A 24,242-nucleotide genomic window follows, 5' to 3' on the forward strand; every position below is an offset into this window, starting at 1 on the left:
CCTGCCGGGCATGGCCCCGCACTACAGATTGCGTTACAGGTCGAACTTGATGCCCTGGGCCAGCGGCAGCGAGTCCGAATAGTTGATGGTGTTGGTCTGGCGGCGCATGTAGACCTTCCACGCATCCGAACCGGATTCGCGGCCACCGCCGGTGTCCTTCTCGCCACCGAAGGCGCCGCCGATCTCCGCACCGGACGTGCCGATGTTGACGTTGGCGATGCCGCAGTCGCTGCCGGCGGCCGACAGGAACTTCTCGGCGGTCTTCAGGTTCTGGGTGAAGATCGAGGACGACAGGCCCTGCGGCACGCCGTTCTGCATGTCGATGGCTTCGTCGAGGGTGTCGTACGGCATCACGTACAGGATCGGCGCGAAGGTCTCGTGCTGGACCACGGCGTCGCTGTTCTTCAGACCGGAGACGATGGCGGGCAGTACGAAGTTACCCGGTCGATCGATGCGGGTGCCGCCGGTTTCGATGGTGCCGCCGGCGGCCTTGGCCTGGGCGATGGCATCGAGGAACTGCTGTACGGCGCCTTCGCTGTTCAGCGGGCCCATCAGGTTGGCGGCATCGGTCGGGTCGCCGATCTTGCCTTCCACCTGCTTGTAAGCCTTGACCAGGGTGGCCAGTACGTCGGCGTAGATCGAGCGGTGCACGATCAGGCGGCGGGTGGTGGTGCAGCGCTGGCCGGCGGTGCCGACCGCACCGAACACGATGCCCGGCACGGCCAGCTTCAGGTCGGCGGTTTCGTCCAGGATGATGGCGTTGTTGCCGCCCAGTTCCAGCAGGCAGCGGCCAAGGCGGCGCGCAACCTTCTCGTTGACGGTGCGGCCGACCTGGGTCGAGCCGGTGAAGCTGATCAGCGGCACGCGGCGGTCATCGACCATCTTCTCCGACAGCGCGGTGCCGGCATCGTTGATGAGGAAGAAGATGTCCGGGAAACCGGCTTCGCGCAGGGCCTCGTTGCAGATCTTCAGCGAGGCGATGGCGGTCAGCGGGGTCTTGTTGGACGGCTTCCAGATGCAGACGTCGCCACAGACGGCGGCCAGGAACGAATTCCAGCTCCACACCGCGACCGGGAAGTTGAAGGCCGAGATGATGCCGACCAGGCCCAGCGGATGGTACTGCTCGTACATGCGGTGGCCGGGGCGCTCGGAATGCATGGTGTAGCCGTACAGCATGCGGCTCTGGCCCACGGCGAAATCGGCGATGTCGATCATCTCCTGCACTTCGCCGTCGCCTTCCGGCTTGCTCTTGCCCATTTCCAGGGCGACCAGCGAACCCAGCGCATCCTTGTGCCTGCGCAGCGCTTCGCCGCACAGGCGCACGGCCTCACCGCGGCGCGGGGCAGGCGTGGTGCGCCAGACCTTGAAGGCTTCCTGCGCGCGGGCGACGACGGTCTCGTACTCGGCCTCGGTGGTCGCGCGGACCTGTGCGATCGGCTCGCCGGTGGTCGGGTTGACCGGGGTGATCAGCTCACCACTGGTCGCGCTCGACCACTCCCCGTTGCCCAGGTACGTGCCAGCGTTGATCGCGTCCAGGCCAAGGGACTTGAGCAGCTCGGAAGACATGCAGACTCCTGTGTTTCGTTACGTTGTTTGGCGCCATCGCGGGCAGGTGGGGGACGCGATGAACAGAACCGCCGATGGTAGCAGAGGGTGGTGGTTGGGCTTTGGTGCGGTGCGGGGTGGCCCCCCGGCGCCAGCGGACCGACATGAGGCGCGCAATCGCGTTCCTTTATTGACGCGAAATGACGCATGTTGATTCAAATTGACACAGTTGGGATTTTCATTTTTTTCAATGGCTTAGGTTCAACTGATGACGCCTTTCCAGGTCTGTGTCTTAACGGAATTCCTATCTTTTGGTCAAAATTTCATCCACAATTCCTCCACATTTGATTGAAACAACCTCGATGATTCCGTGCTGGCTGGGGAGTCCATGCACGTGGGCACTGGTTCCGCGCCCCCTCGAGCCGAGATATGGAGAAGTGCATTGCTACATGGATCAGTAGAAGACCTTCCCGCAGAGCGGGCCCGGGCGGGCCGCCGCCGTGTTGAAGCGCGCGCTGCCCTGGAGTTGGGGTTGCGCTTGGGCGACATGTTGTTGCTGCCGGGGATGGCAGTGCTTTCTCACTTTCTTTTGTACGGAACAGGTGCGCCGGATTCTTCCCAGCGAATCGTATTTGGTGCGGTGGTTCTCAGCGCTGTCGTTTGCTTCTCGGTCGCGCCGTTGTATCGGAACTGGCGGATGCGAGGGCTTCTCGCTGATCTCTGGCTGCTGCTGTTGGCGTGGTCTGCCACTTTTGCGCTGTTCTCGCTCTACGTCGTCCTGGTCGGGCTTGCCGATGTGGTGCCGTCGACGTGGCTGATTGGCTGGTATGCCTTTGGCCTGGGATCGATGGCGGCGCTGCGTGTGCTGCTGAGGGTGCAGTTGCATCGGCTGCGCTCGCGTGGGATGGACCGCGAACGGGTCCTGCTGGTCGGACTTCGCGCCCCGGCCCTGAAACTGCACCGCCTGCTGCGTGGCAAGCCGGAGCTGGGCAAGGAAGTCATTGGCTACTTCGCCGGTGCAGGCGATATCGCCACCCGCCGTGGCGGTGATGCGCCGCGCCGACTGGGCTTGCTGGCTGAGGTCCCGCAGTACATGGATCAGCATCGGGGTGAGTTCGATCAAGTCTGGGTGTCGATGCCGATGGGGGATGCCGCCGCGGTCAGGGACATGCTCAAGCAGATCGAGCGATTTCCGGTGCCTGTGCGTCTGATCCCTGATACCACGGGCCTGGGGGCGCTCAACCCCGGTCTGCACCAAGTGGGTGATGTGCCGATGATCGGTGTGCGGCAGGGCTTGGCAGACCACCGGTTTCGCCTGTTCAAGCGGATCGAGGACATCCTCGTGGCTGGTGTCGCGGTGGTCCTGCTGGCGCCGTTGTTTGTCGTGCTCGCCATTGGCGTGAAGCTGAGTTCGCCCGGGCCAGTGCTGTTCCGCCAGAAGCGTCACGGGCTGGGTGGCAAGGAGTTCTGGATGCTCAAGTTCCGCTCCATGCGCGTGCATGCAGAGGGAGAGGGGCAGATTACCCAGGCTAGGCGCGGTGATCCGCGAGTCACCCGGTTCGGCGCCTTCCTGCGCCGCAGCAGCCTGGACGAACTGCCGCAGTTCTTCAACGTGCTGGGTGGAAACATGTCGGTGGTCGGGCCGCGCCCGCACGCGATCCAGCACAACAACCACTACGAGCGCGTGATCGAGCGCTACATGCATCGTCACTACGTCAAGCCTGGGATTACCGGCTGGGCGCAGGTGCACGGCCTGCGTGGCGAGACGCCGGAGCTGCGCTCGATGAAGAAACGCGTGCAGTACGACATCGATTACATCCGGCGCTGGAGCCCGACGCTTGACGTGCGGATCATTGTGCTGACCGCGCTGAAGGTGCTGGGGCAGAAATCGGCGTATTAGTGCAAGGTTTGCGCCGGGATGCGTCGGTAGGCTCGTGTGGATGCATCTGGGTGGCAGCAGCGCGCTGCATTTCTCGTGTATTGAAGAACTGATGGAAACCGTTGTCCGTGTTCAAGAATATTCTGGTTGTGTGTGTCGGCAACATCTGCCGTAGCCCGTCGGCGGAAGTGATGCTGCGTGAGGCTGTGAGCGGCAAGGGCATCACAGTGTCCTCGGCCGGCCTGGGGGCCCTGGTTAACCACGGTGTGGATGCTACCGCGCAAGCACTGTTGACCGAGCATGGCCTGGATGGCAGCAGCCATCGTGCGCGGCAGATCGACCGGAGCATCCTTGCAGCTTCGGATCTGGTACTGGTGATGGAGCGCAAGCATGTCCATCGCATCATCGAAATCGCGCCGGAGGCGTCGGGCAAGACCTTCCTGCTGGGCAAGTGGCAGTCCGATCGCGAGATTCCCGATCCTTATCGCCAGCAACGTGCTGCATTCGAGCACGTTTACACTCTGATGGATGAGGGGGTGAAGAGCTGGGTGCGTTACCTCTGATTGCACAAGCCCTTGGAAATTGCGCTGCGGATGAAAGGCCGGGGGCTGTCAGGCGCCCGGCCTTTCTCATTCCCCGACGTTACGCAGATTGTCATAGAAGAAGCGTTCATCGCGGTCACCCGTCATGCCGTACAGGCCATACTTGCGGCCGAGCATGGCGCCGCCATCGCGGATCAGCGGGTTCCAATTGAAGGCCGCACGGCCGCGCGTGGAGCGTGGCAGGAATCCATCGAGCGGAATACTGAAGTAGATGCCCTTGTCGAAGCTGCCTTCGCCGAAATCGCGTGCCGATACGTTGGTCTTGGTTGCATAAGCGCCCATAGTTACGCCGTTGTCGAACACGCGGGCCAGGTCCAGAGTGGCACCCTTGTCGCCGGCCAGGTACTGGCCCACCGACAGCGAGCCGATGATGCGTTCACGGGCGTCGAAGGCATAGTAGAGCGTGGCGTGGCCGGTGGTGACCCTATAGTCGCGGAGGCCCCAGTGCTGATCGTAGTCGCGCTGCTGCACCCGGTTGAGATTCGCGCCAACCGCCCAGCGCTCGCCGCTTGGGCGATACAGCAGTTCGCCGCCGACGCCGGCATACATCCACTCCAGGTAGCCTGCGTAGGCGATGCCATACAGGTCCGGTGCCAGCCGTCCGGCGATGTTGGCCTGCAGATTGGGCAGCATGATGTCGGAGGTGGTCAGGTACTGGCGGATGTCCGTCCGCACGCGTGGCAGGCGGCTTGGGGCGTTGTACTTGAACTTGTGGTAGTTGTTGGTGACATCAGCACTGACGGTGCCGGTCAGCCAGATGTTGTCGCGCAGGAACAGGCTGCCCGAGTAATTGGCTGCGATCTGGTACAGGATGAAGCCATCAGGGCCGCCAAGATTCTGCCGGTAGCCGATGTTGAAGCCGCCGCCGAATGGGTTGCGCTTGGGCGTGTACAGCGTTTCGCGCGCGAGCGCGCCGGGCGCCTGCAGTTCCGTGCTCCGCCGCAGTACGTCTTCGCTGACTGTGCCATCCAGGTACCCCGCGAACGCATCGCGGTTGATTGACAGATCGGCGATCGGCATGCCCACGCGGGTGGTGCGCAGGGTGAACCAGTCGTAGTCATCGCCGGTCGCGTTGGCAAGAATGCGCGTCGCGCGTCCAAGGCCCTTGGCAGGATGCAGGTAGCGGGTCTGGTAACCGTCGACATAGAGTTCGTCGCCGCGGCGCGAAATGCGTTCGACACGGAACCCGGCATTGCGCTGCAGTTCGGTGCTGATTGCTGCCCAGTCGGTACTGGTGCCAGGAGCGGCACCAGAAGCGTCGCTGCTGGCGACTGATGCGCGCTGATCGGCGGCGGTTGTCGCGGGCAACAGCCGCTGCGGTGGCGGGTCGAACGGCTTCGGCGCAGCTGGCGCGTTGCCGGGATTGCCACGCAGGGTGAGCGAGAACATCGCCGCGTCGCCGCGCTCCCAGGCTGCAGTCAGTTCGACATTGCGGTTCGGCACATAGACCAGCCCCACGTTGAATGGCGTGCGCTGGCGGAGGTTGTTGTTTCGCGGTTCACGCCGGTAGTCGTTGCCGTCGTATTCCACTTTGAGCAGCAGCTCATCCATCGGCGTCTGGTAGGTGATGCCGCCGAAGATACCGACCGGCCCCTTGAACATGTTGCTCAGGCCGAACTTTCCGGACTGCGTGATGTCGCTGTTGGCAATGGAGCGCCGGTCTTTGAAACGATCATCGATGGCGCCCAGTGGGTTCGAGAAATCGCCGCGATTGCCGATGTATCCGGTGGCAAGTCCGATCGAGGCATCGATCGGGCCGAAATTCTTGTTAGCAACCAGGTATTCGCTGGAAAAGAATCCGGTGCCGCCCAGATCGCGCACACCAAAGGCAAGCTGCGGGAGCAGGCGTGATTCCTGCCGCAGGCGCAGTTTGAAGTCGATCGACTTGTCCTTGTAATGCTGATCGCCGGCAATGCTAGGCCCGTACAGCAAATTGTTGACGTTGATGTAGCGGAATGAGGCCTCCAGCCACGGGAATGGCTGAAGTGTCAGGTTGTAGCGAGCGTAGGGGGCGTTGTACGACGCAGTGAAGCTCAGGTCTCCGTCGCTTGCCATGCGCGCGGTAGGTGTCTGCAGAAGACCGATCCCACCCCATTCGTTGGCAGTGGGAGGCGGTGCCTCCTGGGCATGCAGTGCGCAGGACAGCGACAACGCAAGCGCGCTCAGTGCAAAACGGGCGGGGCGCACTGGGTGCGCACGCAGGCAGGACTGGATCATCACGGGTTGACGGGCTGGGTGGCGATGAACGCGGCGAAATCGCTGTTGAACAGCGGGTCGATGCGCTTGATCAGGGAGGCGCGCACGGGCACGAAAACCGTACCCCCGGGCGCGACAGCCTGGGAATCTGCGCGGTTCCACAGGCCGATGCCCAACTGCTGGATTCGCCCGTCGGGCTGGATCACGTAGATGTCGTTGCGGTCGGCAAGGGGACTGGGATGACAGTCACGCAGATAGTCGCGTGCATCGCGATGCGGACCGTGTGGCAGCTCGCACTCCTGCTCCACTGCGCCCATGACAGTGACGGTGCGTGGCCGTAGCGGAAACCGCAGCCTGTCACCTGTGGCTAGCACCGGGTTGTTCGCAGGCTGGACCTGGATCAGTCGCGCGGGCCCGGATATGGGCGTCCGGCCGGTGGCCGGATGTGTCTCCAGCCAGGTCTGCAATGCCTGCGCGAGCGTCACGACCTCTGCGTCGGCAGACTCTGCCAGCTGCCCGGCGCCATACTGCAGCCCCGCGCGCAGCCGCACCTGGGCCGGCAGGGCCTGCGGGCGTTCGAGACTTGCCCCCAGCAGGTAGGCGTCGGCCTTGGGACGGGCCAGCAGCAGGCCGTCGGCCAGACGGGCGCCGGTACGCAGCTCGTACTGCCCTGCTGCTTCAACGGCACCTTCGATATGTACCTGCGCGGCTTGGACGCCAGTGGCAGCGAACAGCGCGGCAAGCACTACCAGGTTGATAAATCTGAACGTCATGGCTCAGTCCTTGGCCGGGCGATAGGGTTTGAGCTGGGTCAGCTCAGCAACACGACCGGGCGCCAGATGCTGGCGGCTCTTCCAGATGAAGCCTGTGGCCGGATCGGCCCAGTAGACATTGCGGCCACTCATGCCACCGCCTTGCAGCTGCTCGTCGAACCGCCGCAGGGTCCGGCGCGAACCCAGTATCTCCACCTGCTCCAGTTCGCCCCTGCTCAGGATCCCGGTCACGGCTACGTCGACCTGGTAGGCGGGAACCCAGTCATACCGGCGCTGCACCGCAACGGGCGTGGTCACTGTACGCAGGTCATCGAACGGCGAGGGTCCATCGATACGCGCGTGCCATTGCTGCCCGAGGCCGCTGCCACCCAGCAGCAGGCCGTGGGCGTCCATTTCGAACACCGCATGTGAACCCGCGAACCACTGCTGGCGGCCTCCATCGACGTAGCCCAGAACAGCCACTGCGGTGAGGTCGGGAGTTTCCACCTGCATCTGCGGGAAGCGGTTGCTGGCCACGCCTTCTGCGGTCGCTTGTGCCGGGCGATGGGTGATCAGCCGGAAGGTATCCAGTGTGGAGCGGCTGCCGGTGGTGCACCCGGAGAACAGCAGGGCGGCGACGGCGACCAGCAACAGCGCGCCATGGGCGCGATGGTGGCAGGCCGCATCCATGCGAGCCATGTCAGTTGTCCTTGATTTCGGTTCCGGTACGCGCCGCGTTGTACAGGATATTGGTGAAGGGCAGCAGCTGATTCACGAAGCGGTTCCAACGGCTGACGCCGGCTGCGCCGACAAATACGACGTCGCCCGGCTGCAGATGGAACTGACTGCCGGCGGCAAAAGCGGTCGGAGAGCGCGCCTCCAGCTGATAGACCATCGAGGGCTCCTGTTGCAGGTCCGTGCTGCCGCGGATGACATACACGGCATTGCCGTTTGCGGTCTGTTGAAGCAGGCCGCGAGCACGGCCGAGTGCCTGGTTCAGCGAGACATCACCGGTTCGGAAGCTGTAGGCGCCGGGCTGATTCACTTCGCCCACCACGAAGATCTCTTTGCGATCAAGGTAGGGCACGAAGATGGAGTCGCCATCCTTGAGGAGTAATTGGCGGCCGCCAAACTCGCGAGCCAGGGTTTCCAGGTTGATCGTGTAAGTGATGCCTTCCCGGCTGAGCTGGATGCCCGACAAGTCGGCCTGCTGGTTGTCCAGTCCGGATTGGCTGATAGCATCTGCCAGCGTCAGCGGCGAGGTGCCCAGAGCAATCGGCGAGGATCGCTGGGCAGCGCCTGTTACCCAGACCCGCTGGCTGCCATAGGTGAGGACGGATACGTCCACCTGGGGCGATTCCACGTACTTGGCCAAGCGGGTGCTGATTTCCTCACGGAGCTGCATCGGCGTCTTTCCCGAGGCTGTGACCTTGCCGATGTATGGGTAGAACATCGTGCCGTCACTCTGCACAAGGCGCCCTGCCAGAGCACCCTGCTGCTGGGGACCGGCTGGCACGGTCAATTCGGGGTGATCCCATACGGTGACATAGAGAATGTCGCCGGCCCCGACCGTGTACGGTGCCGGCTGGTAATCGAACAACGCAGCTGGCAGTGAATTCTGCGTCCGCGCGGCGTTTTCCTGGGCGATCAGCTTCGGCGTGATGCTGACGATTTCCAGCTGACCATCGCCGCTCTTGCGGTCGACGGCAACGTCGCTGCGGCGCAGGTGCTGTCCCGGCGCAAGCGCACAGCTGGACAGTGCCAGTGCGGTCAACGCAGCGGCAAGGAGGCGAGGGGTGATGTTATTCATGGGGATGAGAGTCTGGCAGGCATAAAAAACCCCCGCCGGGCCGCGCCCGGCGAGGGCCTGAGTGGTACGCAGTGCGCTGATCAGCCGCCGGTGCCGCCTGTACCACCGGTGCCGCCCGTACCGCCCGTACCGCCGGTGCCACCCGTACCAGGGCCGCCCGGACCCGGGCCGCCCGGATCAGTGCCGCCGCCGCCGTCATTGCTGCCGCTGGTGCTGTCGCCGCCGATGCTGTACGCAACGGCCGCGGCGGCCACGCCGATTACGGTGGTGCCCACGACAGCAGCGGTCGAGACGCCTGCAGCCTCCGCTCCGGCAACTTCCGCCGCAGTGGCCTCCGTGCCGGCCGTAGCCTGCGCTTCCTGCGCGAAACTCATCATCGGGGAGGCGGACAGGGCCGCCAGTGCCACAACTGCGATCGTCTTCTTGAACATGGGAGGCCTGCTCCGTCAGGGAAAATTCCTTTCACATGTTCTTCGGATGAATCCTTGCTGTCAAGGTTTGTGATTGCTATCGCCATGATGGCCGCTGACTGGGACCGAATGGCCGCGTAGGCCGTGGCGCTCGAACGCTTGCGCGCGGCCGGACAGTGTCTTCGCCGCGGCCTTCACGAGGTCATGGGTGTGCAAGTCTGCAAGCAGTATCGGGGAGGTCACGGCGGCGGCAATGGCCAGCAGCGCGGCGCGGCCACGCACGACCAGCGTGTTGCCCAGAGTATGTCCGCCACGCAGCACCCATGCTGACGCGGCCAGGCCGAGGCTGAGTCCCATGACGATTTCGGATGGGGAGTGGGCTCGCAATGGCAGTCGAGAGTAGCCGATCGCGAGCGCTAGGCCTGCGCCCACGACGGCCCAGGCCCGCAGCTGTAGGCTGCGTCCGCTGGCCAGCAGCCAGAAGGTCACGGGATAGAGGGTGCTGGACATGGCGGCGTGCCCGGAGACGCCGGTGAAATCCAGATGCTTCAAGCCGAAACCCCAACCCATGAAGGCAATCTTGCTCGCTAGCGTGGTTGCGGCAACTACAATCATTGCCGCTGCCCAGCGCCATAGCAGGTGTCGGTGAGAAGGCGGCAGAAACAAGGCGAGTACAGCGGCAAACGGAAACAAGGCGCGGCTGTCGCCGAGTGCAGACAGGCTCTGCCAGAAGGTCATCATGCGGCGACGGCAAGTGCAGCGGGGAGATGCGCACAGATTACTGACGGTGGGCGTACTGCAGAACGCCCGGCGCTTGGTCCATTCAGCCAGACGAGGTATCCTTCTCCGCTGCCAATGGCCCCGTAGCTCAGCTGGATAGAGCGTCCCCCTCCTAAGGGGAAGGTCGCCCGTTCGAATCGGGCCGGGGTCACCATCTGCTACAGCCGCATGGCAACCGCTCGCCGGACGGCAGCGGCAGGCAGTCCTCCCCAGACAGCCCAGCGCCGCCGCCGCGCAGGCCATGACGCGAATCCACGTGGGCGTGGCTGCCGGTCACGCGCCCGATCAGTCGCGAAAACACCCGCTTCAGAGGGCGGGGCAACGGGAAACGCGCCGAGGCCTTTGAACACGCGAAACCGGGCTGGGCTGGGTGCGGCGGCACACGGGGCGTGATGGAGGCGCGTCTGGAATCTATTGCCCTATGGCAGATCCCAAATGCGGCCGCGCAGCGTGTAGGCCTGGCGCAGATGACGCACCATGAACGCCATGAGCCCCCAGCTTCGCCCCGTCCAGCCGTCGCACTACGCCATCGTGGCCAACTGGCCTGAATCAGCCGAGGCGACCCGGCGCTGGGCAGGCCCCGGTGTGCCGTTTCCCCTGCTGCCTGAACGGTTCGCGCAGGTGCTCGAACTCGGGTCGCGCCCAGGCTGGGCGCTGCTGGACGAGCAGGGTACCTGCGTTGGATTCGGCCAATACTGGATGACTGACGCCCGCACCGCACATCTGGGCCGCATCATCGTTTCCCCGCTGGCACGCGGGCGCGGCCTTGGCCGGCTGCTCATGCAGGCATTGAGTGCACAGGCCCTGGGCCAAGCGGATGTGCAGCAGCTCACCCTGCGCGTCTATCGTGACAACACGGCTGCCGTGGCGCTGTACCGGGACCTCGGTTTCCAGCAGGTTGAAGCGTTCTCGACCCCCGACCTTCTGTTCATGCAGCGCACCTCGGGCTGAACGCTGCTCCGGCGTGGCGGCCTTCAGGGCACACCATTGCCCGCAGGATAATTGCAAGCCGTTGGGGCGTCAGGGATGAGGGCCGTCGAGCGCTGGACCGGCCTTCCTCAATCCTGCTTCAGCAGCTCCACCAGCTGGCGCAAACGATACGGCTTGGGCAGGAATTCCACCTGATCGGGCAGTGGCGGCAGCTGCGAGCGCGCATATCCGGATGAGAGGATCATCCGCGCCTGCGGCTGTTCGCGCGCCACATGCTCGCTCAGCTCGATACCGGACATGCCGTTGGGCATGCTGACATCGCTGAACACCACGTCGAAGCGTGCGTCGCCTTTCAGCAACGCGGCGGCTTCATGGCCGTCGGCGGTGGTGGATACCTCGATGCCGAAATCGCGCAGGGCCATGCCGATCATCTCGCGCAGATCGTTCTGGTCCTCCACCATCAGTACGCGGATCGGTTCATCGGTCATCGGTTGCATCCTCTGTTGCGGGGAGTAGCAGGCTGACCGTGGTGCCGACACCGGGGGTGGTGGACACATCGACGAAGCCGCCGCTCTGGGTAGTGAATCCGAACACCTGGCTCAGGCCCAGGCCGCTGCCCTTGCCGATGTCCTTGGTGGTGAAGAAGGGCTCGCTGGCCCGCTCGGCGATGTCGGCGGCCATGCCGTGGCCTTCGTCGCAGACGCTGAGGGTGACATAGCCGCGTTGCAGCGTGGTGTCCGCATCCGGGTCGAGGCGATGTTCCAGTGCGGTGCCGATCAGGATGCGGCCGCCATCGGCGGTGGCCTCCACGGCATTGGCCACCAGGTTCGCCAGGGCGGTCTGCAATTGCATCGCATCGGTGCTCACCTGCGGCAGGCCGGGGGTGAGATGGGCATCCAGCGTCACCGTGGGCGGGCAGGCGCGTTGCAGGTCCGGCAGCCACTGCCGCACCAGCGTATTGATGTCCACCGGTTCGCGGATCAGGGTCTGGCCGGTGCTGAAGGCCAGCAGCTGGCGGGTCAGCAGCGCGCCACGGTCAGTGGCCGCCTGCGCGGCATCCAGCAGCTCGGCGGCGCGTGCATCGTCACCGCTGACGCGCAGCGACAGCAGGTCCAGCGCGTTGCCGATGGTGGTCAGCAGGTTGTTGAACTCGTGCGACAGGCCGCGGCTGAGCCGGCCGACCGTTTCGAACTGCTGGGTATTGCGCAGCGCACGCTGGGCATCACGCAGCAGCCGTTGCGCCTGCCACTGCTCGGTGATGTCACGGGTGATCTTGACGAAGCCGAGCAGTTCGCCCGCTTCGACGACCGGCTCGATGACCACGCTGGCGCGGAACGACGACCCATCACGGCGTACCCGCCAGCCCTCGCTGGCGACATGCCCTTGTTGCGCTGCGACGCGGAGCAGGCGCTGCGGTTCGCCGGCCTCGCGGTCGGCGGCCAGATAGAAGCGGCTGAAGTGGGTTCCAACCACTTCGTCGGCTGAATAGCCTTTGATGCGTTCGGCGCCGGGGTTCCAGCTGCAGACGATGCCTTCAGGATCAAGCAGGTACAGCGCATGATCGCGCACGCTGTCGATCAGCAGTCGCAGTTGTCGGGAAGGGTCCGTCAGCACGGACGTCGTAGAGGCAGCTGCGTCCACGTGTAAATAAGTGTTACCCCTGTGAGGGACGTGAAGCTAGGCATTCAAGTGTGAAGGATGCGTGCACACCTGACACGTGCCATTTGTCCTGTGCGGCTGAATGCGACACGGAGTACCATCTTCCACCCTTTGCCTTCTGGAACCGACCTGCATGCGTCCTGGTGCGACTACGCGTGACCGCTGGATCTGGATGACGTCCGCTGTGCTGCTGGCCGCGACCATCGCGTTGGAACTGGTCGTCCCGCTCGGCTATGCCGTATGGCTGGCCTACTTCCTGGCTGTTGGCGTCACGGTGTTCCAGCGCAGCGCGCGGGCGCCGTTCGTGGTGGCCCTGCTGTCCTGCCTCCTGCTGGTCATCGGCTTCAACGTCGCGCCCGCCAGTTCCAACTCGGCGTTCTCCTTCGTCAACCGGACCATTGGCGGCTGTGCCTTCCTGATGATCGCACTGATCGTCTCGCGCGCGATCCAGGCCCGGCGCCAGGCAATGCGCGCGCTCTGGCTGCAGGAAGCCGAGAACGCGGTGGCGATGAGCCTTCGCGGTGACCTGGGGCCGGAACAGATCGCCGAGGCTGCAGCGACAAGCCTGGCCGCGCAGCTCGGCGCGGAGGTAGGTGCGGTCTACCGACTGGAAGGCGGGCGGTTGCAGCTGACCGGTGGCATCGCCTTGCCTGCGGGAACGCCAGCGTCGCTGGCCCTTCACGAAGGGCTGGCCGGGCAGGTCGCCCGTGATGAACGCATCCGCCACCTTCACGGCGATGATGCCGCCGTGCTTGAACTGCAGACCAGCCTCGGCCGGTTGCCGGTGCGCGAGCGCATCCTGGCGCCGATCAGCAGCGATGGCGCGGTGGTCGGGGTCATCGAGCTGGGTCGCGCCAAGGTGGGCGAACTGCGTGATCTGGATCGCGAACTTCTGGAGCGCTGTGCGGAGACCGTCGGCATGGCGCTGCGCGCATCGCTGCTGCGTGCGCAGCTGGTGGTGCTGCTGGAAGAGTCGCAGCGCCAGGGTGAAGAGCTGCAGGCCCAGCAGGAAGAGCTGCGCGTGGCCAACGAAGAACTGGAAGAGCAGAGCCGCAGCCTGCTGCAGTCGCAGAGCCACCTGGAAGAACAGCAGGCCGAGCTGGAACAGAGCAACGTGCAGCTGGAAGAGCGCACCCACGAGCTGGAGGCGCAGAAGCAGGCGCTGCTGGTGGCGCAGAGCCAGCTGGTGCGCAACAGCAACGAGCTGGCCGCGACCTCGCGCTACAAGTCCGAGTTCCTGGCCAACATGTCGCATGAGCTGCGCACGCCGCTGAACAGCTCGCTGATCCTGGCCAAGCTGCTGGCCGACAACAAGGATGGCACGCTCACCGAGGAGCAGGTGAAGTACGCGCGTGCGATCCTCTCGTCCAACAACGACCTGCTGGCGCTGATCAACGACATCCTGGACCTGTCGCGCATCGAGGCCGGCCACGTCGAACTGTCCGATGAAGTGGTGGTGGTCGAGAGCGCGCTGCAGCGCCTGCGCGAGACCTTCGAACCGATGGCGCGGCAGAAGGGCCTGGCGTTGCAGATCGAAGCCGACGCGCTTGCACCGACCCAGCTGGTGGTCGACAGCCAGCGGCTGCAGCAGATCCTGAAGAACCTGCTGGCCAACGCAGTGAAGTTCACCGAGCATGGAAAGGTCACCCTGCACGTGCGTGCCGGCGGCAACGGCCGCATCCGGTTCGAGGTCTGCGACACCGGCATCGGCATTGCCCGCGAGCAGCTGGACGTCATCTTTGAAGCCTTCCGCCAGGCCGACGGCAGCACCCGCCGTCGCTACGGCGGTACCGGGCTGGGCCTGTCGATCTCGCGCGATCTGGCCGAGCGCATGGGCGGTGGCATCCAGGTCGACAGTGAGCCCGGACGCGGCAGCTGCTTCATCCTGGAGCTGCCGTTGCAGGGTGCGCCCGCCGCGAGCGCGGCTGACGCTGCCGAGGGTCCCTTGGCAGCGCCGCCGGCGGCACCGGCCGTGCTGCCAGCCGCGCCCGTGCGCGTTGCGGGCGCGGCAGCGCCGGTCACTGCGACGGCCGGCGTGGCCGACGACCGTGGTCGCCGGCAGCGCGCCGGTCGCCTGATCCTGGCGGTGGAGGACGATGCCACGTTCGCCGAAGCGCTGGTGGCGCTGGCCCATGAACTGGACTTCGACTGTGTGGTGGCGGGCACGGCGGAAGAGGCGCTGGCCCTGGCCAGCGAACTGCGCCCGAATGGCATCCTGCTCGATATCGGCCTGCCGGACGTGTCGGGGCTGAGCGTGCTGGAGCGCCTGAAGCGCAACCCGGATACCCGCCATATCCCGGTGCATGTGGTCTCGGCCACGGATCGCAGCCAGGTGGCGCGCGAGCTGGGCGCGATCGGGTTTGCGATCAAGCCGACCACGCGCGAGCGGCTGGTGACGGCCATCGAGCAGCTGGAACAGACCAGCCAACGCGACGTGCGGCGGCTGCTGATCGTCGAGGACGACAGCGAGCTGCGCCGCAACCTGGAACTGTTGCTGGGCCGCGACCAGCTGCAGATCGTCGCGGTGGGCACCTTGGCCGGCGCACTGGAACAGCTCAGCACGGTCACGTTCGACTGCATGGTGATGGACCTGTCGCTGCCCGACGGCAGTGGCTACGACCTGCTCGAGCACATGGCCGGCAACGACGATGTCGGTTTCCCGCCGGTGATCGTCTACACCGGTCGCGCGCTCAGCCGCGAGGAAGAGCAGCGCCTGCGTCGCTATTCCAAGAGCATCATCATCAAGGGCGCACGTTCGCCCGAGCGCCTGCTGGACGAGGTCACCCTGTTCCTGCACAGCGTGGAGGCCAGCCTGCCGACCGACCAGCAGCGCCTGCTGCGCGAGGCGCGCCGTCGCGATACTGTGCTCGACGGTCGGACGGTGCTGCTGGCCGAGGACGACGTGCGCAACATCTTCGCACTGTCCAGTGTGCTTGAACCGCTGGGCGTGACCCTGGAGATCGCGCGCAATGGCCAGGAAGCGGTGGATCGCCTGGCCGAGCGCGAGGTCGACCTGGTGCTGATGGACATCATGATGCCGGAGAAGGATGGGCTGGCCGCAATGCGGGAGATCCGCGCGCAACGCCACCTGCAGGACCTGCCGATCATCGCGCTGACCGCCAAGGCCATGCCGGACGATCGTGAGCGCTGCCTGCAGGCCGGTGCCAACGACTACATCGCCAAGCCCATCGACGTCGACAAGCTGGTATCGCTGTGCCGGGTCTGGTGCTCGCGGCAATGAACGAGCAGGCCCTGTTCGACCTGGAGCTGAAGGTGCTGCTGGAAGCGTTGTACCAGCGCTACCACTACGATTTCCGCAGTTACGCGGTGTCATCGCTGCGCCGACGGATCCGCCAGGCCATGCAGCGTTATGAGTGCGGGCGGCTGGCCGATCTGCAGCACCGCCTGCTGCACGAGCCGGACCTGTTCACGCAGGCGATGCAGTTCTTCACCGTGCAGGTCTCGGAGATGTTCCGTGACCCCGCCTATTTCCGTGAGCTGCGCGAGCAGGTAGTGCCGGTACTGCGCACCTATCCGTCGGTGAAGCTGTGGGTGGCCGGTTGCAGCACGGGCGAAGAAGTCTGGTCGCTGGCGATCCTGTTGCACGAGGAAGGCCTGCTCGAGCGCAGCATCGTCTACGCCACCGACATCAATCCAGCGGCGCTGGCCACCGCGGAAGCCGGGGCCTATGGCATCGACCGGATGGCGCAGTTCAGCCGCAACTATCTGGCGGCCGGTGGCGCCGCGTCGCTGTCCGATTACTACGCCACGGCTTACGATGGCGCGGTGTTCGACCGGCAGCTGCGCCGCAACGTGGTGTTTGCCGACCACAGCCTGGCCACCGACACGGTGTTCTCCGAAGTACACCTGGTGTCGTGCCGCAACGTGCTGATCTATTTCAACCGCGACCTGCAGGACCGCGCGGTGGGCCTGTTCCGTGAAGCGCTGGTGCACCGCGGCTTCCTGGGCCTGGGCAGCAAGGAGTCGCTGCAGTTCGGGTGCCACCACGATGCGTTCGAGGTCTGTTCGCGCGAGCATCGCCTGTACCGGAAGGTGGCCTGATGGCCACGCCGACACCCCCGGCCGTACTGGTGATCGGGGCTTCGGCCGGTGGCGTCGCGGCCCTGCAGGCGGTGCTCGGCGCGCTGCCCGCGACGCTGCCGGTGCCGGTGCTGGCGGTGCTGCACCTGCCACGCGATCGCAGCAGCCGCATCGCCGAAGTGCTGGCACCGTACTGCGCGCTGCCGGTGCGCGAGGCCGAAGACAAGCAGCCGTTGCTGCGTGGCACGGTGACCTTCGCGCCGCCGGATTACCACCTGCTGGTGGAAGACGCCGGCTCGCTGGCGCTGTCGGTGGACGCGCCGGTGCTGTTCTCGCGCCCGGCCATCGATCCGCTGTTCGAATCGGCAGCGGCCGTATTCGGCGACCAGGTGCTGGCCCTGCTGCTGACCGGCGCCAGCAGCGATGGCAGTGAAGGGGTGGCGGCAGTGCGCGGCGCCGGTGGTCGAGCCTGGCTGCAATGTCCCGAGGAGGCCGAGGCATCGATGATGCCGGCCTCCGCCCTGCAGCACGCTGGTGCCGATGCCGTGCTGTCCCTTGAACTGATGTGTCGTCGCCTGAAGGAGCTGTTTGCATGAACCTGTTGCCGCCGGACCCTGCGCAGTCGCAGTCCCCGGTCAACCTGCTGATCGTCGACGACGTGCCGCAGAATCTGGTGGCCATGCAGGCGCTGTTGCAGCGCGAGGGCGTGAACCTGCTGCTGGCCGGTTCGGGAGCGGAGGCGCTGGAGCTGCTGCTGGAGCACGAGGTGGCGCTGGCGTTGCTCGATGTGCACATGCCCGAGATCGATGGCTTCACCCTGGCCGAACTGATGCGCGGCTCGCATCGCAGCCGCACGGTGCCGATCATCTTCCTGACCGCCTCGCCGGACGATCCGCTGCGTGCGTTCAAGGGCTACGAAACCGGTGCGGTGGATTTCCTGCACAAGCCGGTGGCACCACAGGTGATCCTGAGCAAGGTCAACGTCTTCATCGAGCTGTACCAGCAGCGCCAGCTGCTGAAGGCCCGCAACGAGGCGCTGGAGCGGGCACTGAAGCTCAACGAGACGATGGCCGCCGTGTTGACCCACGACCTGCGCACGCCGTTGTCGGCGATCCTGTTGTGTGCCGACAAGCTGGCGCTGGAGCTTCCGGCGAACAACAGCAGCGCGCAGCAGACACTGGCGCATCTGGAGGCCAGTACCCTGCGCATGGCGCGGATGGTCGAGCAGTTGCTGGACTTTTCGCGGATCCGCAGTGGTGGCCTGCGGCTGCAGGCTGCCGCCTGCGACCTGCGTGAGGTCACCCGTGCGGTGATCGCCGAAGCGGGCAGTGCCCACGGTCAGGAGCGCATTCGTTTCGACGCCGTCGGCGACACGCGCATGCAGGGCGACATGGACCGCCTGGGCCAGATCGCAGCAAACCTGGTGGGCAATGCGTTGACGCATGGCAGCGAGGCACACGTGCAGCTGGATGGCAACGATGCCCGCGCGGTGGTGCTGCGGGTGAGCAATGCCGGCCATATCGATGACGCGCTGTTGCCGCGCTTGTTCGAGCCGTTCAAGGCCAGTTTCCACCAGAGCAAGGGACTGGGGCTGGGCCTGTACATCGTGGATCAGTTCGTGCGCGCGCACGGCGGCCGGATCGGGGCGCGCAACGAGGCAGGCCAGGTCGTGTTCGAAGCCGTGCTGCCGCGGCGGTGGGACGGGGCGGGCGCCATCGCAACCTGAATTCTTCAGGGAACGGGCGGGCGTATTGAGACGGGCTCGTCCGCAACTGCTACCGTGCGTTCACACCCAGCCAAGGAAGCACCATGCCATTGCGCGCCATCGCCTACATCAGCCGGGCGCTGCCGGAACTCTCCAGCCAACGCCTGCAGGCGCTGGTCGAAGACGCTGCGCGTTTCAACAAGATGGCGGGGGTGACCGGAGTGCTGCTGCACGATGGCAATCGTTTCCTGCAGTACATCGAGGGGCCGCCGGATGGCATCGACTCGGTGTATGAGCGCATTCTCCAGGCCGGCAGTCACATCGACATCATCGAGCTGGCGCGAGGCCGCCTCGGCCAGCGCCAGTTTCCCTACTGGTCGATGCGGGCGTTGCCGGTGGAGGCAGCGCTGCTGCGCCAGTTGTCATCCAGTGACTGGGCCGGTTTCAGCCGGGCGCTGGAGGGGGATCGCGCGGCGCCGACACCGGTCGACCTGCTGGACACGGTGGTGCAGCCGGCGCTGCATGCCGGCTGACATTCAACCTCACGCCCGGCCGCAGTAGGCAGCGTGCAGGGCCTGCAGCACACACAGCGCAGGCCCTTCGACCACCCGATAGTGGATCGCCTGTGCCTCGCGCCGGGTTGCCACGATCTTCATCGCGCGCAGTACCGCCAGGTGCTGGGACAGCGCCGACGCGCTCAGCCCGGTAAGCGCCTGCAGCTCCGCTACTGCCGCCTCGCCTTCGACCAGGCGGCACAACACCCGCAGCCGGGCGGGGTGGGCCAGGCCTTTGAGCAGCGTGGCTGCCTCTGAAGCGTGTTCGGCCATGGCTGCGCCGTCGGGCAGGGACCGGACCATGTTGACTCCTTTGTTTAGGATGATCTAATTTAGAGTAGTCTAAATTAAGGAGCAATTCCATGTGCGGTGGCGAAGAGGGTGGGGCATGAACCTGCCCTGGGGTGCGGTCACCGGCGGCGCCTTGATCGGTGCCGGTGCGGTGCTGTTGCTGGCCAGCATCGGGCGCGTGGCGGGCATCAGCGGCATCGCCGCGGGCAGCCTGCGGGCAGCCGAAGGCGAGCGTGGCTGGCGCTGGGCATTCCTGGCCGGCCTGCTGGCATCGGCGGGGCTGGTGCTGTGGTGGCAGTCGGTGCCCGCGGCATCGCCACGCGCACTGCTGCGTGATGCATTGCCAGCCTGGCAGTTGGTCGGCGCCGGCCTGCTGGTCGGCTTCGGCACCCGCTTGGGCAGCGGCTGTACCAGTGGCCACGGCGTGTGTGGCCTGGCGCGCGGTTCGAAGCGATCGTCGCTGGCGGTGCTGTTATTCATGGCGTTCGCGATGCTGACGACCTTCCTGGCCCGGCACGGTGGAGCCCTGGCATGAGTCGTCCGAGGGCTGCTGCCGCTGTAGCGGGTGCGCTGTTCGGCGCAGGCCTGGCCCTTTCCGGCATGACCGATGCGCGTCGCGTGCTCGGCTTCCTTGATGTCACCGGGGATTTCGATCCCACCCTGCTATGGGTGCTGGGGTCGGCGCTGCTGGTCAGTGCGGCCGGCCAGCGCTGGGCGCTGCGGCGCGCGCGGCCGTGGTTCGCGATGCGCTTCCAGTTGCCCACCGCGCGCGATGTCGATACGCGTCTACTGCTGGGCGCCGCACTGTTTGGTATCGGCTGGGGATGGGCCGGCTACTGCCCGGGCCCGGCCATCGCGGGGCTGGCGGCGGCATCGCGCGAGGCGCTGTGGTTCGTGCCTGCCATGGTCCTGGGCTTCTGGGCGCACGATCGGTTCGTGCGCTGAGGCTTCACTCCGATGTCACCCTGGATCGGATCAGATCATGCATCACGGGGAAAAGGAGCGTAGTGCATGGCACGGATGAACTGGAAAGGAAAGATGATGCTGGCCGTGGCGTTGGCGTCCGCGACCACGCCGGCACTGGCCTGCACGCGTGCGGTGTACCTGGGTGACAACGGCGATGTGATCACCGCGCGCTCGATGGACTGGAAGGTCGATGTGGCGACCAACCTCTACATACTGCCGCGCGGCATTGAGCGCACCGGCCAGGCCGGCCCGAAGTCGCTGGCGTGGACCGCGCGCTACGGCAGCGTGGTGGCCACCGGCTACGACGTGTCGACCACCGACGGCATGAACGAAAAGGGCCTGGTGGCCAACCTGCTGTGGCTGGTCGAATCGGAGTATCCGCAGAAGCGTGGCAGCAAGCCGGGCCTGGCGATTTCGCTGTGGGCGCAGTATGTGCTGGACAACTTCGCTACCGTCGAAGAGGCGGTCACCGCGTTGAAGCGCGAGCCGTACTCGATCGTCACCGACAAGGTGCCCGGCGAAGACCGCCAGGCGACGCTGCACCTGTCGCTGTCCGATGCCAGCGGCGACAGCGCGATCGTCGAATACATCGGCGGTCGCCAGGTGATCCATCATGACCGGCGCTACCAGGTGATGACCAACTCGCCGATCTTCGAGCACCAGCTGGCGCTGAACAGCTATTGGCAGCAGATCGGTGGCACGGTGATGCTGCCCGGCACCAACCGTTCCGCCGACCGCTTCGCCCGCGCCTCGTTCTACATCAATGCCATTCCCAAGTCCGAAGACCCGGTGATGGCGCTGGCCAGCGTGTTCAGCGTGATCCGCAATGCATCGGTGCCGTATGGCATCACCACGCCAGGCGAGCCGAACATTTCTTCCACGCGCTGGCGCACCGTAGCCGACCACAAGCGGCGGTTGTACTTCTTCGAGTCGGCGTTGACCCCGAACACCTTCTGGGTTGATCTGAACAAGGTCGACTTCGGCGGCCAGGTCCTCAAGCTGGACCTCGGCAAGGACCAGCGCAACACCTTTGCCGGCGATGCGCTGGGCCAGTTCGTACCCAGCGCACCGTTCACCTTCCTCGGCGTCGACGGTTAGTTCGACGCCTGGCTGGAAGCCGGATAGACCGCCTGGATCGTGCAGCCGCCGTGGGTGTACTGCGGCAGCGGCGCCAGTGCATCGTTGCGCAGGTCACCCTTCTCGAATCCGGCGGTAAGGATGCGATCGCCCGGATTGCCACAGATCAGGCCGTTCTGCATGCCGGAGTGGAAGCTCAGCTGTGGCGCACGGTCGAGCTGGCGGCAGTGGCTGCCAAGCTCCACGCGATAGTAGCGGTGACCACCATTGCGATGCGGATTGGTCTCCACCAGCATGCCCTGCGGGTCGGACGACCACGCGCGCACGTTGCGCGTGGCAAAGCAGTACGACGGCGAACCACCGAAACTGCGGCGGATGTCCCTGCGCTCGCGGATGGTCAGGGCGGGCAGGGTGGCCATGCGCAGGCGGTCGCTGTCGCGGGCCACGTTGGCGTAGTCGCGATCCTGCACGGGGGTCACCGCGCTGATCGCGCAGGTGCGGCCATCGACCACCACACGCTCGCTGGGGCGACCGCAGGCCCAGCCAGCGGGCGCCTCAAGTTTCAGCGTGGTGGCACCGCGGACGCCGGGGCACTCCTCGCTGAAGTCGATCCGATAAGCCTGGCCCGAGGCGGCTCGCAGGGCGATTGAACGCGGTGACGCCTGCTCCACTTCCTGGACGCCGACCGCGTCCATGCAGTGCGGCGCCGGTGGGGTACGTTCCTGCGCGGAGGCCGGGGCGGTGAGCGCCAGGCCGAGGCTGGTGGCAAGCACCAGGGACAGCTGCTGATGGGTCATGACCTGCACTCCCTGCGTTGGATGACGGACCGACTATAGCAGCGGTTTGCACGGCCGTTGTTACACGCGCACACTGCCCGGATGGGCGCCATCTTCCATCTGCGGCACTACGGGCAGGCCACCGGCCTGGACCGCCATGACTACGCGCAGTGGGTTCTGCCGCTGCAGGGCGAGCTGCAGTTCGAGATGGAAGGGCGCGGCGGTCGGCTGGACCTGCTGCAGGGGGCATTTGTTGCTGCCGGCGAAGCGCATGACCAGATGGCGGACGGCCCCAATGGTTTCGTGATCGTTGATTGTCCTCCAGGCGTGCTTGATGACGGCACGCAGGAGCATCTGTGCCGGCAGCGCTGGCTGCATCTGCCGCTGGCGTTGCGCCGGTGCCTGGCCGACGTGCAGACAGGGCAGCCGATGCCGGCGCTGCTGCCGCAGCTGCTGCAGGTGTTTGCACCGGCGGGCAGTGGCGCGCGCATGCAGGGCCTGTGTGCGGCGGTGCAGGCCGATCCCGGCCGGGCCTGGCCGGTTGCCCGGATGGCCGGATTTGTCGGTGTCAGCGAGAGCCGGTTGCACGCATTGTTCCAGCGCGAGTTCGGGCTGAGCCCGCAGGCCTGGCTCAGCGCGTGCCGGCTGCGCTGGGCCAAGCACCAGCTTCGCACCAGTACGGCGCCGATCAGCGATATCGCGCTGGCCGCAGGCTATTCCGAGCAGAGCGCACTGACTCGTGCGCTGCGCCGCGAGTGTGGCCAGACCCCGGCTGCGTGGCGCAGGAGCGCCGGCTGATCTATAGAGCCGAGCCCACGCTCGGCTGCCCTTATCTGCACAGCGGCCAATCGCAGCCGAGCAGTGGCTCGGCTCTACAGAGATGACAAGGCAATAGCCTGGGTCAAGAGCCCCTACCGGCCAGCGCTTACACTGCGCGGCCTGGTATCTCTCCCCCGAAGAACCCGAATGCGCAACAACCCGATGGCCCTGGGCATCGCCAATGGCGTTGCCGCTGGCGCACTGTGGGGCGTGGTCTTTCTCGCACCTGCCGTGCTTCAGTCCTTCAATGCGCTGCAACTGTCCGCTGGTCGCTACCTGGTCTATGGCCTGATGGCAGTCGCCCTGCTGCTGCCGCGATGGAAGCGGCTGGCACCGCGGCTGGGCCGTGCCGAATGGATCGGCCTGCTGTGGCTGAGCCTGGCAGGCAACCTGGTCTATTTCCTGCTGCTGGCCGTGGCGGTGCAGTGGGCTGGTGGCGCTGCAGCCTCCTTGATTGTCGGCCTGATCCCGGTGGTGGTCACCCTCGTTGGCGTGCGCGAGCAGGGGGCGGTGCCGCTGAGGCAGCTGCTGCCGGCGCTGGGCCTGTGCGTGCTCGGCGTGGGACTGGTTGGCTGGGAAGCGCTGATGTCCGAGCATCTGGCCACCCCGTGGCGGCAGCGCCTGATCGGCCTGCTGTGCGCGTTCGGCGCGCTGTTCTCGTGGGCGCTGTACTCGATCGGCAACAGCCGCTGGCTGGCGCGCAGGCCGGACCTGTCCAGCCATGACTGGTCGCTGCTGACCGGCGTCACTACCGGCGGCCTGGCCCTGCTGCTGGTGCCGATGGCCTTCATCGGTCACACCGGCAGCCATTCGGCGGCGCAGTGGAGTGGGTTCTGGGCGATCAGCGCCGGTGTGGCAGTGGTGGCCTCGATCCTCGGCAACGCATTCTGGAACCGCGCCAGCCGCCTGCTGCCGCTGACCCTGACTGGCCAGATGATCGTGTTCGAAACACTGTTCGCACTGCTGTATGCCTTCGCCTGGCAACAGCGTTGGCCGTCGCTGCTGGAAGCACTGGCGATCGTGATGCTGATTGCCGGCGTGATGCTGTGCGCGCATGCCCATCGCACGCCGCGGGCGATCGCCGAACATGCCGGCTGAATCCGGTCGACAAGCGTGCTGATGCGCGCTTGGTCTCAGTTGCAACCAAATGTACGCACGTTAGCCGATGATCGCGGCAGTGGTCTTTTGCGGTGCAACACTTGACAGCAGGCCCATGCGCAGTGTTTTCTGTGCGCCATGGTCCTTGATGCCGCCCACGCCAGCCTGATCGCCCCCGCCACTGCGGGCCGTTCGACTGCGCCGGTCGCCACCACCACCATTACCACCACCACCGTCACCACTGCCCTGGTGCGGCCCGTCGTCTTCGTGTAACTCCCGAAAACCACGGCCCCGCACCATCCAGGTGGCGGGGAAACTCGACACCTGCATGCGACGGGGCCTCCTGCCGAGG

General features: G+C 65.7%; 25 protein-coding genes and 1 tRNA gene. 14 read left to right on the forward strand and 12 right to left on the reverse strand.

The window, feature by feature from the left end; translation table 11 throughout:
* Positions 1-33 precede the first annotated feature (33 nt).
* A complete protein-coding gene (gene amaB / locus ACTXG9_RS07265; protein ID WP_111099074.1) occupies positions 34-1,566 on the reverse strand; it encodes an L-piperidine-6-carboxylate dehydrogenase in 1,533 nt (510 codons plus the stop codon).
* Positions 1,567-2,092: 526 nt separating this feature from the next.
* Between amaB and ACTXG9_RS07270 the strand changes: the two genes are divergently transcribed.
* Both ACTXG9_RS07270 and ACTXG9_RS07275 read left to right on the forward strand, forming a co-directional pair.
* Complete coding sequence (locus ACTXG9_RS07270) at positions 2,093-3,445, forward strand: undecaprenyl-phosphate glucose phosphotransferase (protein ID WP_227844668.1); 1,353 nt, start codon at positions 2,093-2,095, stop codon at positions 3,443-3,445.
* Positions 3,446-3,552: 107 nt separating this feature from the next.
* Complete coding sequence (locus ACTXG9_RS07275; protein ID WP_058982710.1) at positions 3,553-3,987, forward strand: low molecular weight protein-tyrosine-phosphatase; 435 nt, start codon at positions 3,553-3,555, stop codon at positions 3,985-3,987.
* A 66-nt stretch (positions 3,988-4,053) separates the two neighbouring features.
* Here ACTXG9_RS07275 and ACTXG9_RS07280 read toward each other — a convergent pair whose 3' ends face one another.
* The 6 genes from ACTXG9_RS07280 to ACTXG9_RS07305 form a co-directional block, all read right to left on the reverse strand.
* Positions 4,054-6,243 (reverse strand): YjbH domain-containing protein, encoded by a 2,190-nt coding sequence (locus ACTXG9_RS07280; RefSeq protein ID WP_111103723.1) that lies wholly within the window; start codon positions 6,241-6,243, stop codon positions 4,054-4,056.
* On the reverse strand, positions 6,243-6,968 hold the full coding sequence (locus ACTXG9_RS07285; RefSeq protein ID WP_181451892.1) for a capsule biosynthesis GfcC family protein: 726 nt from the start codon (positions 6,966-6,968) through the stop codon (positions 6,243-6,245). Before ACTXG9_RS07285 ends, ACTXG9_RS07280 begins: the two co-directional genes overlap by 1 nt.
* A gap of 30 nt (positions 6,969-6,998) precedes the next feature.
* Positions 6,999-7,673, reverse strand: coding sequence for a YjbF family lipoprotein (locus tag ACTXG9_RS07290; RefSeq protein ID WP_227844622.1), 675 nt, complete (start codon positions 7,671-7,673; stop codon positions 6,999-7,001).
* A 1-nt stretch (position 7,674) separates the two neighbouring features.
* On the reverse strand, positions 7,675-8,784 hold the full coding sequence (locus ACTXG9_RS07295) for a polysaccharide biosynthesis/export family protein (protein WP_058982655.1): 1,110 nt from the start codon (positions 8,782-8,784) through the stop codon (positions 7,675-7,677).
* An 80-nt stretch (positions 8,785-8,864) separates the two neighbouring features.
* On the reverse strand, positions 8,865-9,215 hold the full coding sequence (locus ACTXG9_RS07300) for a hypothetical protein (RefSeq protein ID WP_167649925.1): 351 nt from the start codon (positions 9,213-9,215) through the stop codon (positions 8,865-8,867).
* 60 nt (positions 9,216-9,275) lie between these two features.
* On the reverse strand, positions 9,276-9,935 hold the full coding sequence (locus ACTXG9_RS07305) for a phosphatase PAP2 family protein (RefSeq protein WP_111103719.1): 660 nt from the start codon (positions 9,933-9,935) through the stop codon (positions 9,276-9,278).
* A gap of 116 nt (positions 9,936-10,051) precedes the next feature.
* Here ACTXG9_RS07305 and ACTXG9_RS07310 point away from each other — a divergent pair.
* Positions 10,052-10,128: transfer RNA gene (locus ACTXG9_RS07310), tRNA-Arg, on the forward strand.
* Between the two features lie 332 nt (positions 10,129-10,460).
* Complete coding sequence (locus ACTXG9_RS07315) at positions 10,461-10,925, forward strand: GNAT family N-acetyltransferase (protein WP_111099126.1); 465 nt, start codon at positions 10,461-10,463, stop codon at positions 10,923-10,925.
* A gap of 107 nt (positions 10,926-11,032) precedes the next feature.
* Here the strand turns inward: ACTXG9_RS07315 and ACTXG9_RS07320 are convergent, their stop codons facing one another.
* Positions 11,033-11,392, reverse strand: a complete 360-nt coding sequence (locus tag ACTXG9_RS07320; RefSeq protein WP_021202849.1) for a response regulator — start codon at positions 11,390-11,392, stop codon at positions 11,033-11,035.
* Complete coding sequence (locus tag ACTXG9_RS07325) at positions 11,382-12,545, reverse strand: two-component system sensor histidine kinase NtrB (protein WP_425423335.1); 1,164 nt, start codon at positions 12,543-12,545, stop codon at positions 11,382-11,384. Before ACTXG9_RS07325 ends, ACTXG9_RS07320 begins: the two co-directional genes overlap by 11 nt.
* Before the next feature lie 151 nt (positions 12,546-12,696).
* On the opposite strand from ACTXG9_RS07325, the gene ACTXG9_RS07330 reads away from it, so the two are divergent.
* The 5 genes from ACTXG9_RS07330 (at position 12,697) to ACTXG9_RS07350 (ending at position 18,842) form a co-directional block, all read left to right on the forward strand.
* On the forward strand, positions 12,697-15,804 hold the full coding sequence (locus ACTXG9_RS07330) for a response regulator (RefSeq protein ID WP_111103717.1): 3,108 nt from the start codon (positions 12,697-12,699) through the stop codon (positions 15,802-15,804).
* Positions 15,801-16,625: a CheR family methyltransferase gene (locus ACTXG9_RS07335; protein WP_111103715.1), complete on the forward strand. Its 825-nt coding sequence runs from the start codon at positions 15,801-15,803 to the stop codon at positions 16,623-16,625. Before ACTXG9_RS07330 ends, ACTXG9_RS07335 begins: the two co-directional genes overlap by 4 nt.
* Complete coding sequence (locus tag ACTXG9_RS07340) at positions 16,625-17,200, forward strand: chemotaxis protein CheB (RefSeq protein ID WP_111103713.1); 576 nt, start codon at positions 16,625-16,627, stop codon at positions 17,198-17,200. The genes ACTXG9_RS07335 and ACTXG9_RS07340 overlap by 1 nt, the downstream gene beginning before the upstream one ends.
* The gene (locus tag ACTXG9_RS07345; protein WP_207049006.1) at positions 17,197-18,330 is read left to right on the forward strand and encodes a hybrid sensor histidine kinase/response regulator; all 1,134 of its coding nucleotides are present in this window, start codon (positions 17,197-17,199) and stop codon (positions 18,328-18,330) included. The genes ACTXG9_RS07340 and ACTXG9_RS07345 overlap by 4 nt, the downstream gene beginning before the upstream one ends.
* An 83-nt stretch (positions 18,331-18,413) precedes the next feature.
* Positions 18,414-18,842, forward strand: a complete 429-nt coding sequence (locus tag ACTXG9_RS07350) for a BLUF domain-containing protein (protein WP_019661399.1) — start codon at positions 18,414-18,416, stop codon at positions 18,840-18,842.
* Between the two features lie 9 nt (positions 18,843-18,851).
* Here the strand turns inward: ACTXG9_RS07350 and ACTXG9_RS07355 are convergent, their stop codons facing one another.
* On the reverse strand, positions 18,852-19,166 hold the full coding sequence (locus tag ACTXG9_RS07355) for an ArsR/SmtB family transcription factor (RefSeq protein ID WP_456115609.1): 315 nt from the start codon (positions 19,164-19,166) through the stop codon (positions 18,852-18,854).
* An 85-nt stretch (positions 19,167-19,251) separates the two neighbouring features.
* Between ACTXG9_RS07355 and ACTXG9_RS07360 the strand changes: the two genes are divergently transcribed.
* The 3 genes from ACTXG9_RS07360 (at position 19,252) to ACTXG9_RS07370 (ending at position 21,218) form a co-directional block, all read left to right on the forward strand.
* A complete protein-coding gene (locus ACTXG9_RS07360) occupies positions 19,252-19,689 on the forward strand; it encodes a YeeE/YedE family protein (protein WP_021202846.1) in 438 nt (145 codons plus the stop codon).
* The gene (locus ACTXG9_RS07365) at positions 19,686-20,099 is read left to right on the forward strand and encodes a DUF6691 family protein (protein WP_019661402.1); all 414 of its coding nucleotides are present in this window, start codon (positions 19,686-19,688) and stop codon (positions 20,097-20,099) included. Before ACTXG9_RS07360 ends, ACTXG9_RS07365 begins: the two co-directional genes overlap by 4 nt.
* 66 nt (positions 20,100-20,165) lie before the next feature.
* Complete coding sequence (locus ACTXG9_RS07370) at positions 20,166-21,218, forward strand: linear amide C-N hydrolase (RefSeq protein WP_021202845.1); 1,053 nt, start codon at positions 20,166-20,168, stop codon at positions 21,216-21,218.
* Here the strand turns inward: ACTXG9_RS07370 and ACTXG9_RS07375 are convergent.
* On the reverse strand, positions 21,215-21,994 hold the full coding sequence (locus tag ACTXG9_RS07375; RefSeq protein ID WP_021202844.1) for a DUF6491 family protein: 780 nt from the start codon (positions 21,992-21,994) through the stop codon (positions 21,215-21,217). The genes ACTXG9_RS07370 and ACTXG9_RS07375 overlap by 4 nt on opposite strands.
* A gap of 81 nt (positions 21,995-22,075) precedes the next feature.
* Between ACTXG9_RS07375 and ACTXG9_RS07380 the strand changes: the two genes are divergently transcribed.
* Together ACTXG9_RS07380 and ACTXG9_RS07385 are read left to right on the forward strand one after the other, a co-directional pair.
* On the forward strand, positions 22,076-22,771 hold the full coding sequence (locus tag ACTXG9_RS07380) for a helix-turn-helix transcriptional regulator (RefSeq protein WP_021202843.1): 696 nt from the start codon (positions 22,076-22,078) through the stop codon (positions 22,769-22,771).
* Positions 22,772-22,939: 168 nt separating this feature from the next.
* A complete protein-coding gene (locus ACTXG9_RS07385; protein WP_021202842.1) occupies positions 22,940-23,890 on the forward strand; it encodes a DMT family transporter in 951 nt (316 codons plus the stop codon).
* 60 nt (positions 23,891-23,950) lie between these two features.
* On the opposite strand, the gene ACTXG9_RS07390 is transcribed toward ACTXG9_RS07385, so the two are convergent.
* On the reverse strand, positions 23,951-24,220 hold the full coding sequence (locus ACTXG9_RS07390) for a hypothetical protein (RefSeq protein WP_197575604.1): 270 nt from the start codon (positions 24,218-24,220) through the stop codon (positions 23,951-23,953).
* Positions 24,221-24,242 lie beyond the last annotated feature (22 nt).

Source organism: Stenotrophomonas maltophilia group sp. LNF247, from assembly GCF_054083135.1.

Bases quoted from the DNA above. Each gene is read 5' to 3' on its own strand.
- amaB (WP_111099074.1), bottom strand. From the start codon at position 1,566: ATGTCTTCCGAGCTGCTCAAGTCCCTTGGCCTGGACGCGATCAACGCT.
- ACTXG9_RS07270 (WP_227844668.1), top strand. From the start codon at position 2,093: ATGTTGTTGCTGCCGGGGATGGCAGTGCTTTCTCACTTTCTTTTGTAC.
- ACTXG9_RS07280 (WP_111103723.1), bottom strand. From the start codon at position 6,243: ATGATCCAGTCCTGCCTGCGTGCGCACCCAGTGCGCCCCGCCCGTTTT.
- ACTXG9_RS07290 (WP_227844622.1), bottom strand. From the start codon at position 7,673: ATGGCTCGCATGGATGCGGCCTGCCACCATCGCGCCCATGGCGCGCTG.
- ACTXG9_RS07295 (WP_058982655.1), bottom strand. From the start codon at position 8,784: ATGAATAACATCACCCCTCGCCTCCTTGCCGCTGCGTTGACCGCACTG.
- ACTXG9_RS07300 (WP_167649925.1), bottom strand. From the start codon at position 9,215: ATGTTCAAGAAGACGATCGCAGTTGTGGCACTGGCGGCCCTGTCCGCC.
- ACTXG9_RS07305 (WP_111103719.1), bottom strand. From the start codon at position 9,935: ATGATGACCTTCTGGCAGAGCCTGTCTGCACTCGGCGACAGCCGCGCC.
- ACTXG9_RS07315 (WP_111099126.1), top strand. From the start codon at position 10,461: ATGAGCCCCCAGCTTCGCCCCGTCCAGCCGTCGCACTACGCCATCGTG.
- ACTXG9_RS07320 (WP_021202849.1), bottom strand. From the start codon at position 11,392: ATGACCGATGAACCGATCCGCGTACTGATGGTGGAGGACCAGAACGAT.
- ACTXG9_RS07330 (WP_111103717.1), top strand. From the start codon at position 12,697: ATGCGTCCTGGTGCGACTACGCGTGACCGCTGGATCTGGATGACGTCC.
- ACTXG9_RS07335 (WP_111103715.1), top strand. From the start codon at position 15,801: ATGAACGAGCAGGCCCTGTTCGACCTGGAGCTGAAGGTGCTGCTGGAA.
- ACTXG9_RS07340 (WP_111103713.1), top strand. From the start codon at position 16,625: ATGGCCACGCCGACACCCCCGGCCGTACTGGTGATCGGGGCTTCGGCC.
- ACTXG9_RS07345 (WP_207049006.1), top strand. From the start codon at position 17,197: ATGAACCTGTTGCCGCCGGACCCTGCGCAGTCGCAGTCCCCGGTCAAC.
- ACTXG9_RS07350 (WP_019661399.1), top strand. From the start codon at position 18,414: ATGCCATTGCGCGCCATCGCCTACATCAGCCGGGCGCTGCCGGAACTC.
- ACTXG9_RS07355 (WP_456115609.1), bottom strand. From the start codon at position 19,166: ATGGTCCGGTCCCTGCCCGACGGCGCAGCCATGGCCGAACACGCTTCA.
- ACTXG9_RS07360 (WP_021202846.1), top strand. From the start codon at position 19,252: ATGAACCTGCCCTGGGGTGCGGTCACCGGCGGCGCCTTGATCGGTGCC.
- ACTXG9_RS07365 (WP_019661402.1), top strand. From the start codon at position 19,686: ATGAGTCGTCCGAGGGCTGCTGCCGCTGTAGCGGGTGCGCTGTTCGGC.
- ACTXG9_RS07370 (WP_021202845.1), top strand. From the start codon at position 20,166: ATGGCACGGATGAACTGGAAAGGAAAGATGATGCTGGCCGTGGCGTTG.
- ACTXG9_RS07375 (WP_021202844.1), bottom strand. From the start codon at position 21,994: ATGACCCATCAGCAGCTGTCCCTGGTGCTTGCCACCAGCCTCGGCCTG.
- ACTXG9_RS07380 (WP_021202843.1), top strand. From the start codon at position 22,076: ATGGGCGCCATCTTCCATCTGCGGCACTACGGGCAGGCCACCGGCCTG.
- ACTXG9_RS07385 (WP_021202842.1), top strand. From the start codon at position 22,940: ATGCGCAACAACCCGATGGCCCTGGGCATCGCCAATGGCGTTGCCGCT.
- ACTXG9_RS07390 (WP_197575604.1), bottom strand. From the start codon at position 24,220: ATGCAGGTGTCGAGTTTCCCCGCCACCTGGATGGTGCGGGGCCGTGGT.